The following is a 9,511-nucleotide window of genomic DNA, read 5'->3' as shown; positions in this document are numbered from 1 at the left end:
CCTCTAACATAGAGGGTAAGCCAGATTTCTTCTTCAATCCACTGGAGATTTTCCGTATTGTTATAGAATGGATCATCTGCCATGAGAAATACGGCCGAGAATTCCTCAGAACCTCTGGTCTCTATAGTGTCCATGTCTATGATGAAGCCTACATCTCCTATGAATACGCTAGGTGGAAGGCTGTGGTCTTTCTGTAGATTTATGAGACTGGTCTCCCAGTCCTGCTGTTCTTTCATTTCCTTTTCAAGCTTAAGTATCCTTCTTCTCTCGATTTTTTGTACAGTTATCTCTCCTGAAGGAGGAAGGTTTCTTATATATTCTATAGAACTTATCCTTTTTTGTATTCTTTTCTCAAGAAGTTTGAGCTCGGCCATTTCTTGGTGGACCTTGTCTAGCTGGTCATTGAGTATGGATTCATATTCGTCCATGTTTCTGTTCTCCAAATGCTTCTTTATTTCCTTTATGGAAATGCCCATATGTCTGAAATAGTTGATAAGATGGATCTCCTCCACCTTGTCTATGGTGTAGAAGCGGTATCCGTTATCTAATATTCCACTTGCCTTTAAAAGCCCTATATTATCATAATATCTCAGATTCCTAGGGGACACACCTGCTAACTTTGAAAACTCATTTACTGTTAATTGTAGACTCATTTTAGCCTCCTGATATATTTCACAGAATTATTTTTATATTAATTATATAGATGGTGTTGACATTACAGTTACTGTAAACCTTATTATAATGTATATGGATAAAAAAGACAATGAAAACTGAAATACAAGTTTTGAGTGTCAAGTAATCAAGGAGGATACAATGAAGAAATTATTGACAGGCAATGAAGCAATAGCTCGTGGAGCTTATGAAGCAGGCGTTCATTTTGCGGCTGCATATCCTGGAACTCCAAGTACGGAAATTCTGGAGAATATTGCAACATACAAGGGATCGATTTATGCAGAATGGGCTCCAAATGAGAAGGTTGCCCTTGAAGGAGCAATAGGTGCATCCTTAGCTGGGGGAAGATCTCTTGCATCAATGAAGCACGTTGGAGTAAACGTTGCTGCAGATCCAATGTTTACATTTTCATATATGGGAGTAAACGGAGGAATGGTGATGATAACTGCAGATGAGCCTGGTATGCATTCCTCACAAAACGAGCAGGATAACAGGAACTATGCAAGGTTTGCAAAGATTCCTATGTTTGAGCCATCAGACAGCCAGGAAGCAAAGGATATGGTCAAGGATGCCTATGAACTAAGTGAGAAGTTTGATACTCCTGTTTTTATTAGATTGACTACAAGGATATGCCACTCAAAGGGTATAGTAGACTGTCAAGATAGAACTGAGGTTCCATTTAGGATTTACGAGAAGAACATTCCGAAAAATAGTCCTACACCTGTATATTCAAGATTAATGCGCCACAAAGTTGAAAAGAGAATGAATGAACTTAAAACATGGTCGGATGAAACTCCATTAAACTATGAGATAGACAACGGAAAGAAAGTTGGCGTTATTGCTTCAGGAGGATCTTTCACATTTGCTAGAGAGGTTTTCGGAGATGAAGCTTCATACTATAAGATTGGATTCAGTCATCCAATACCTCTAAACAGTCTGAAAGCATTCTGTGAGAAAATGGATACGGTATATGTAATTGAAGAGAATGACCCTCTTGTTGAAAATGAGCTTAAAGCTATTGGTCTTGATGTGAGAGGTTCCGACACCTTCCCTTATTACGGAGAGAAGACTCCTGAAGTAATAAGAAAGGCAGTATTTGGAGAAACCCTTCCTACACTTGAAGTACCTGAGGAAAAAATAATTCCAAGACCACCAACTCTTTGTGCAGGATGTCCTCATAGAGGATTCTTCTATGAGATTGGAAAGAGAAAGAACACTATGATTTCAGGAGATATAGGTTGTTATGGTCTTGCATTTGCAGAGCCTTATAATGCAATGGACATGAGTCTTTGTATGGGAGCATCTCTTAGTATGGGACACGGAGCTCAGAAGGTGTTCAACATGAAATCAGACCAGGACATGAGGGTTGTATCAGTTCTTGGAGATTCAACATTCTTCCATACAGGAATAAATTCCCTTATGAATGTTGCATATAACAGAAGCAATACAATAAACGTAATTCTTGACAATAGAATAACCGGAATGACGGGACATCAGGAAAATCCGGGATCTGGATACACCGTTCAAGGAATGCCTACCAAGGAAGCGGATATAACTGCAATGGTTAAGGCTACCGGAATAGAGCATATAAGACAAATTGATCCAAATAACTTGAAGGAAGTTAAGGACACTCTTGACTGGGCATACGCTCTTGACGAGCCTTCTGTAATAATAACAAGATATCCATGTGTACTTAAGAAGTTTTCAACTCAGGACAAGGAAGAATTTGAAGGTGCCTTCAAGAATCAGTGTGTTGTTGATGAGGATAAATGCATAGGTTGTAGAAAATGCATAAAGACAGGGTGTCCGGCTCTTGTTTTCGACAAGGGTACCAAGAAGGTAACAATAGACAAGACACAATGTGTAGGTTGCGAAGTTTGTGTGCAGGTTTGTCCTGTAGACGCAATAGCAAAGGAGGCAAACTAATGACTAAGAGTGTTTTACTTGTAGGAGTAGGAGGACAGGGTACAATCCTTGCCAGCAAGCTGTTGACCATAGGTCTTATGGAAGCTGGACATGATGTTAGAATGAGTGAAATTCATGGAATGTCCCAACGTGGAGGATCTGTTTCATCCCATGTAAGATTTGGTGATGAAGTTTATTCCCCTGTAATCGAGCCAGGTGGAGCGGACATACTCGTTGCCTTTGAAAAGATGGAAGGTCTAAGATGGCTCAGTCACCTCAAGCCTGGTGGTAAAGCTATAGTAAATGACTACCAGATAAATTCCATGCCGATATTGACTGGAAAGTTTGACTATCCCGATGCAATAGAGGATGATCTGAGAAGCATTGCAGATGCCAATGTAATAAATGTCCATGAAATGGCTGAGGAACTTGGAAATCCAAAGGTCATGAATGTGATTCTTCTTGGATCCGTTGTGAAAAACATGGAACTTACAGATGTTGACTGGGAAAAGGTCATATCTGAAAATGTAAAACCTAAATTTATTGATCTGAATCTTGCAGCCTTCAAGAAAGGTATGGAGATAGAGTAATATAAAAAGTAGTCGGAAATTAATCCGACTACTTTTTTTCACCTATTTAGCAATGCGTATTATTTCCATAGCTATAATATTCAATAAATGAAGAGAACTTAAAATGTAGACTTTATCCTCAATATCTCTGGTGAAAACTTCTTAAGAAATTCATTTGCTTCATCAGCTGCATCCCTGATTTCTTTTTCGATTATTTCCAAACCTTTGTATAATACTCTGTTTGTAGGTCCAGACATTCCTAAAGATGCTATAATGTCGCCGTTCTTGTCGAAAAGTGGTGCAGAGATGCAAGTCAAGCCATAGGTGTATTCTTCTCTGTCATAGGAAATTCCTTCTTCTAATATTTTCTTCTTTTCCTTCAGGAAGGTCTCGTATTTAGTTATTGTGAAGTGGGTATATTCGGTTTTCTCTTCATTTTCAAAATACTCTTTGATATCTATGTCAGAACGCCTCGCCAGGAACAGCTTTCCTGAGGATGAACAGTGGAGCGGGGTCAGGGGTTCAAGGACTGACATGAGGGCAAAGGAATCTCCCTCCACTGTTTTTAGGTTTATTATATCATTTTTATATATTGCTCCTAGATTCACATTTTCATTTATCTTTATTGCAAGCTCTTCCATGAAGGGTGTTACTAAATTGATTAGTGAAATATTTTTTTCGATTTTTTTGGAATACTCGTAGAAAAGGTATCCAAGGGAATATTCCATAGTATCCTCATCCAACATTAGGTAATTATACTTTTCAAGTGTCTTCATTATTCTGAAGGTTGTAACCTTTGCAAGTCCAAGCTCCTTGGCCAGATAAGACACTCCAAGTGTTTTTCTTGATCTGTAGATACGGTCCATTATCAAGGCGGCTCTTTCTACCATTACATTCAAATCTTCACTTTCGTTATCGTTCTTCTTTATTTTCAAATCCTTATTATTTTTCATCAATAATCTCCAATAAATTGAAATATCTGTTTTATTAAATTATATATCCATTTCCTACTAAATACAAATATAAAGTGAGCTTATGGCATGTATTGAGAGTTTAAATAAAGGGTCAGTTAAACTTATGTATAGAAATTCATCAAAATTTTATGGAACGCCGTTCAAGTAAATGAATAATTCGTCGAATAAACAAAGGATATAATACAAATGTTTAGAAGTGACGATACGTAGTATAGAAAGAAACACACCGTGATAGGAAGCGAAAAATAAAGATGTTCGATATGGGCATTATACCGAAACAAGGTGTGAAAAATCAGATTAATGTTGGAAAACAGACATTATTAGAACGTTTTGGGAAAAGGATTTCAAAAAAATTAGTCCTTGACACGATAAAAAACAGGTAGTATAATTAAAACACAAGGAACGAGGTTCCAAGGAATGCATAAATAAAATAAAGATGCATAAATAAAACAGAAATGTAAAAAATGGAGGAAGAAATGTTTAAAAATTTTATTGTAAGAAGACCGGGTGAAAGTGTAACGCAAGGACAGACGACTGCTGATTTGGGAGTACCAGTATTTGAGAAGGCATATAAGCAGCATGAGAAGTATATCGAGGTTTGTAGAGCCTGTGGAGTTGAAGTTAAGGTTATGGAAGCAGATGATGAATATCCTGATTCTTGCTTTGTAGAAGATCCTGCTGTAGTAACAGACAGAATGGCAATTATCACAAATCCTGGAGTCGATACAAGACAGGGCGAGGAAATAAAGGTTAAGGAAGCATTAACTGAATATTTCGGAGATTTTGAACAAATACAGTCACCTGGACATCTTGAAGGTGGAGATGTAATGCAGATTGAAGACCATTTCTATATAGGACTTTCAAAAAGAACAGATGAAGAAGGAGCAAGACAGTTTATAGAAATTGTTGAAAAGCATGGATATACTGGATCTGTCGTACCACTTAAGGAGATGTTCCACCTTAAATCAGGAGTAAACTATATAGGAGACAACAGGGTATTGGTAGCTGGAGAATTTATAACGCATCCTGATTTTGAAAAATTCGAAAAGATTATTGTTCCTGAAGATGAAATGTATGCTGCAAACTGCATAAGAGTAAACGACAATATAATAATGCCAGCAGGATTTCCAAAGCTTAAGAAATTGCTGGAAGACTTTGATTATGATATTAAACTAGTTGAAATGAACGAATTCCAAAAAATAGATGGAGGTCTTAGCTGCTTGTCTCTAAGATTCTAATAGGGAGTAAATTAAATGAAAAACAAATATATAGCAAAAAAACACTGGAATTTTGAAGTACCCGCGTTGAGCAAGACCAATGAAATGATAAAAAGATATGATGATGTCATCGATTTAAGTATCGGTGACCCGGATTATCCGGCAGACAAGGAATGCATAAGACTTATGTATGAAGATGTCATTACAAACGGTCATACAAGGTATACCGAGTTCCTGGGTGATGAGGATTTAAGAAACAAGACTATTGAGTGGTATAAGGAAGATTATGGTTTTAACTTCGACAATGAAGAAATAATCATTACAGGTGGTGGAACCCATGCTATGTATCTAGCAATGGAAGGACTGTTGGATGATGGAGATGAAGTTATTGCGATTGCTCCATATTACCTTTATTACAAACCACAGATTGAACTGCCAAAGGGAAAACTTGTAGTCTACAATACAAGAAGTGAAGATAATTTTGATGTGGATTTAGCAGAATTCGAGAAGCATATTTCTCACAGAACAAAAGCAGTAATAATCAATTCACCAAACAATCCAAGTGGAAAGGTATACAGCCAGGAAAATATTCAGGGAATACTTGAATTGGCGGAGAAATATGATTTCTTGATAATAGCAGATGACATTTATGCGGCACTTAACTATACTGACAATAAAAAGCCTATTTGTGCATATGAAGATAGCCCAAAAAGAGTTATTACAATTTACAGCTATTCAAAGGATTTCTCTATGACTGGTTTGAGACTTGGTCATATAATTGCAGACAAGGAACTTATAGATTGCTTCAGGAATGTTAATGAATCTGTTAACTTCACAATAAGCTCAATGTCCCAAAGGTTGGGAATATATGCTATAGAAAGGAGGAAAGAGATACAAAAAGGATTGTATGATGAATATAGGAGCAGAATATTCTATTCTTATGATAGAATAAAGAATATGAAGAATATGAGTTGTTCAAATCCTGAAGGAACATTTTATCTTTTCGTCAACATCAAGGATACAGGGCTAACATCCATGGATATATGGGAAAAGATACTTGATGACGCACGTGTACTTGTACTTCCGGGCTCTGGGTTTGGCGAAGCTGGTGAAGGATTCATAAGAATAGCATGTACTGTCGGAATTGACAGGTTGAAAGAAGCCTTTGACAGATTGGAACAGATGGACATTTTCAGTGAAAAAGTAGAAATTTTAAAAGAATCTGTATAATAATGAAATAATTAGCTATAACGACATAAAAAATAAAAATTTTAGGAGGATTAAATTGAGTACAATCGATTTAATTATAATAGGGATTTATTTAGTTGGTATGATAGCAGTAGGTTTATTCGCCAAGGGTCAGATTAAAACAATGGATGACTTCATTCTTGGTGGAAGAAGATTCAATAAGTTTGCTCTCATAGGTACAATAATGGCAACAATGGTAGGATCTGGAATGACAATGGGAGCAGTGGGAAATGCTTATAAATTTGGAATTACGGGTACAGTAGTTTGGATGTATGCAGGATTTTCACTTGGACTTATTTTCTTTGGTCTGATTGCGGGAAAGATAAGAGATACCGGCAAGAGAACAATGGCGGAAGTTTTATCTGAGAAATTCGGAAACACCGCGAGACTTATTTCATCTATAGTAATCATTATATATGCAATAGCTATTGTAGCAATTAATATTGCAGGTCTTAGAAATATCATAATTTATGTATTTGGTGAAACTCTTACAATTTCAGTACCACTTGCAACAGCTATAGCAGCATTTATATCAATAGGATATACTTCTATTGGAGGATTCTTTGCAGTTGTTTATACAGATGTAGTTCAGCTGGTTATCATGATAATAGGCATATTCATTCTTGGTCCTATAATCGGACTTTCAAATGCAGGAGGCTTTGCAAATGTTGCAGCTACATATGTAGATGCAGGTATGTCTATGACAAATCCATTCATGGGTGGAGTAAGTGCAGGAACTATAGGATTCTTTCTTGCATACTTCCTGGCGGTACCAGGAGACCCAACAATGCCTCAAAGGGCACTTGCAGCCAAGGATCATAGTTCAGCAAGAACCTCATTCCTCGTTACAGGAGCAATGGGAATGTACTTTGGAGCAGTTCTTCTGATAATTGGTGGATGCATGTTTGTACTGATGCCAGGGCTTGAAAATGCAGAAGCAGCACTTCCGCTTTTTGTACTTAATTATTATCCTCCTATATTAAGAGGTATAACAATAGCGGGAATAATCGCGGCAATAATGTCATCCTTCGATTCATTCCTCATACTGGCAACAACTCACGTGATGTATGACCTTGGACATGCATTGAATAAGGAAGTAAATGAACAGAAACTTACCAAGGCAATGCCTTACGCAACTGTAATTATTGGTGCACTAGGTCTGATTATTGCTCTTTTCATACAGTCGCTGTTTACATACCTCTACATGGTATTCTCTATAGTTGGAGCAGCTTTGGTACCATCTCTAATAGCTGCACTGTTCTTCAGCAGTAAGACATCAAAAACGGCAGTCGTAGCAAGTATATTAACGGGAACAATAGTACCTGCAGGACTTTATCTGACAGTTGGATATGATGTTTTCCTTGGAGACCCTGTATTCCTTGGAATCATAGCATCGGTAGCAGTTCTTGTAGTGGGATCATTGGTGTTGAAAGACAAGCCAGACGGAATTGAAAAACTGGAAACGGAAGTGAAATAAAATCATTAATTGCCGGAGCAGGTTTGATAAGAACCTGCTCTGGATAAGTTTTAAAATTGTTTTAGTTTACTTTGGAGCGCATAGTGAATCATTTGCAAGAACTTCAATAAGAGATATTGCTAAAGAAATGTTTGATGATTTGTATGAATAATATATAGAACTGGTCCTGTGTATACAACAATAATTAATAGGACATAGTTATAAATTTAACAAGAGCAGATTCTAAAACCTGCTCTTAAGAGGAAAGGGAGAGCAAATGAAAGTATGTTTGGTAGATGCAGGGATTTTCATCGATGACAAAAAACTGCTTGAACCACTATATGAAATAGGAGATGTGAGCATATATGATGGTATTCCTGAGAATATTGATGAATTGGTATCCAGGGCCTATGATGCCGAAGCAATAGCCTTCGGACTTATGCAGTTTACAAATGAGATGTTGGACAGATTGCCTAATCTTAAGATTTTGCAGTTCATAGGAACGGGAGTTTCGAATTTCATTGATGTGGATTATGCAACGGAAAAAGGAATAAAGGTTTTAAATATAGATGGATATGGAAGCAACGCTGTGGCTGAATTTGCAGTTTCGCTGGCATTTACCCTTGCCAAGAGAACGGTTTTAGCGGACAGGATACTAAAGGAAAAAAACTGGACCATTGATGGTATGAAAGGAATTGAAATCAGTGGTGCTACTTATGGAGTAGCAGGTACTGGAAGCATAGGCTCTCTAGTAGCAAAGAAGGCAAGAGCGCTGGGAGCAAATGTTATAGCGACGGATATTTATGAAAACCAGGATCTAAAGGATAACTACGGTGTTGAATATGTAGATTTCGATGAGCTTTTTGAAAGATCTGACATTGTATCCCTTCATATGAAGGTTACGGAAGAAAATGAAAAGATAATAAATGAGAAATATTTTTCTAGAATGAAGGAAAATGCGATATTTATAAATGTTGCAAGAGCTGAGCTTGTAGACAATGAAGATCTTTATGAAGCATTGACAGAGGGGAATGTCGGATATGCTGCAATAGATGTTTATGAAAACGAGCCTCCCTCGGAGTCTGGTTATAAATTGGCAGGTCTTGATAATGTTGTTGCAACTCCCCATATAGCCTACTACACCCAGGAAGCCAACGACAATTCAATAAAGATGACAGTAGAGTCCATACTTGAAGCTCTTAAAGAGCCTTCACAAATTTAAATATATCAATCACGCAAAAACAGCCGGATTTTATTTCGGCTGTTTTTGCGTGGTGAATTATTTCTTGGAAGCTTTCACAAATTCCCTAAACAAAGGGTGGCTTTTTGTAGGTCTAGACTTGAATTCTGGATGAAACTGTGCAGCTAGATACCAGGGGTGGTCTTCAATCTCTATTATTTCAACTAGTCTTTCATCAGGTGAAAGTCCTGTGATTTTCATACCATTTGACTCTACTATGTCTCTGAATT

General features: G+C 37.2%; 9 protein-coding genes. 6 read left to right on the top strand and 3 right to left on the bottom strand.

Features of this window, described 5'->3' with window-relative positions:
• Positions 1 to 653: MerR family transcriptional regulator (locus AC3AX0_RS02825; RefSeq protein ID WP_487548790.1), on the bottom strand; the 653-nt coding region annotated here is incomplete at its 3' end.
• A gap of 160 nt (positions 654 to 813) precedes the next feature.
• Here AC3AX0_RS02825 and iorA point away from each other — a divergent pair.
• A complete protein-coding gene (gene iorA / locus AC3AX0_RS02820; protein ID WP_487548789.1) occupies positions 814 to 2,598 on the top strand; it encodes an indolepyruvate ferredoxin oxidoreductase subunit alpha in 1,785 nt (594 codons plus the stop codon).
• On the top strand, positions 2,598 to 3,167 hold the full coding sequence (locus AC3AX0_RS02815; protein WP_487548788.1) for an indolepyruvate oxidoreductase subunit beta: 570 nt from the start codon (positions 2,598 to 2,600) through the stop codon (positions 3,165 to 3,167). Before iorA ends, AC3AX0_RS02815 begins: the two co-directional genes overlap by 1 nt.
• A 98-nt stretch (positions 3,168 to 3,265) precedes the next feature.
• Here the strand turns inward: AC3AX0_RS02815 and AC3AX0_RS02810 are convergent, their stop codons facing one another.
• The gene (locus AC3AX0_RS02810; protein WP_487548787.1) at positions 3,266 to 4,099 is read right to left on the bottom strand and encodes an IclR family transcriptional regulator; all 834 of its coding nucleotides are present in this window, start codon (positions 4,097 to 4,099) and stop codon (positions 3,266 to 3,268) included.
• A gap of 497 nt (positions 4,100 to 4,596) precedes the next feature.
• Between AC3AX0_RS02810 and AC3AX0_RS02805 the strand changes: the two genes are divergently transcribed.
• The 4 genes from AC3AX0_RS02805 to AC3AX0_RS02790 all read left to right on the top strand — a co-directional run bounded on the left by AC3AX0_RS02805 (position 4,597) and on the right by AC3AX0_RS02790 (position 9,263).
• Entirely contained in the window at positions 4,597 to 5,358 is a 762-nt protein-coding gene (locus tag AC3AX0_RS02805; RefSeq protein ID WP_487548786.1) for a dimethylarginine dimethylaminohydrolase family protein, read from the top strand.
• Positions 5,359 to 5,373: 15 nt separating this feature from the next.
• Positions 5,374 to 6,567 (top strand): aminotransferase class I/II-fold pyridoxal phosphate-dependent enzyme, encoded by a 1,194-nt coding sequence (locus tag AC3AX0_RS02800; protein ID WP_487548785.1) that lies wholly within the window; start codon positions 5,374 to 5,376, stop codon positions 6,565 to 6,567.
• Between the two features lie 55 nt (positions 6,568 to 6,622).
• Positions 6,623 to 8,062: a sodium:solute symporter family protein gene (locus AC3AX0_RS02795; RefSeq protein WP_487548784.1), complete on the top strand. Its 1,440-nt coding sequence runs from the start codon at positions 6,623 to 6,625 to the stop codon at positions 8,060 to 8,062.
• A gap of 256 nt (positions 8,063 to 8,318) precedes the next feature.
• A complete protein-coding gene (locus AC3AX0_RS02790) occupies positions 8,319 to 9,263 on the top strand; it encodes a 2-hydroxyacid dehydrogenase (RefSeq protein WP_487548783.1) in 945 nt (314 codons plus the stop codon).
• 57 nt (positions 9,264 to 9,320) lie between these two features.
• On the opposite strand, the gene AC3AX0_RS02785 is transcribed toward AC3AX0_RS02790, so the two are convergent.
• On the bottom strand, positions 9,321 to 9,511 hold a 191-nt coding region (locus AC3AX0_RS02785), incomplete at its 5' end, for a glutamine amidotransferase-related protein (RefSeq protein WP_487548782.1).

It is taken from the genome of Dethiosulfatibacter sp., from assembly GCF_983023055.1.
Note: the sequence above shows the minus strand (reverse complement) of the source record. Positions and strands in the feature narration are given on the sequence as shown.

What these genes read in the sequence shown, in the direction of transcription:
- AC3AX0_RS02805 (WP_487548786.1), top strand. Translation starts at nt 4,597, where the DNA reads ATGTTTAAAAATTTTATTGTAAGAAGACCGGGTGAAAGTGTAACGCAA.
- iorA (WP_487548789.1), top strand. Translation starts at nt 814, where the DNA reads ATGAAGAAATTATTGACAGGCAATGAAGCAATAGCTCGTGGAGCTTAT.
- AC3AX0_RS02810 (WP_487548787.1), bottom strand. Translation starts at nt 4,099, where the DNA reads ATGAAAAATAATAAGGATTTGAAAATAAAGAAGAACGATAACGAAAGT.
- AC3AX0_RS02800 (WP_487548785.1), top strand. Translation starts at nt 5,374, where the DNA reads ATGAAAAACAAATATATAGCAAAAAAACACTGGAATTTTGAAGTACCC.
- AC3AX0_RS02790 (WP_487548783.1), top strand. Translation starts at nt 8,319, where the DNA reads ATGAAAGTATGTTTGGTAGATGCAGGGATTTTCATCGATGACAAAAAA.
- AC3AX0_RS02815 (WP_487548788.1), top strand. Translation starts at nt 2,598, where the DNA reads ATGACTAAGAGTGTTTTACTTGTAGGAGTAGGAGGACAGGGTACAATC.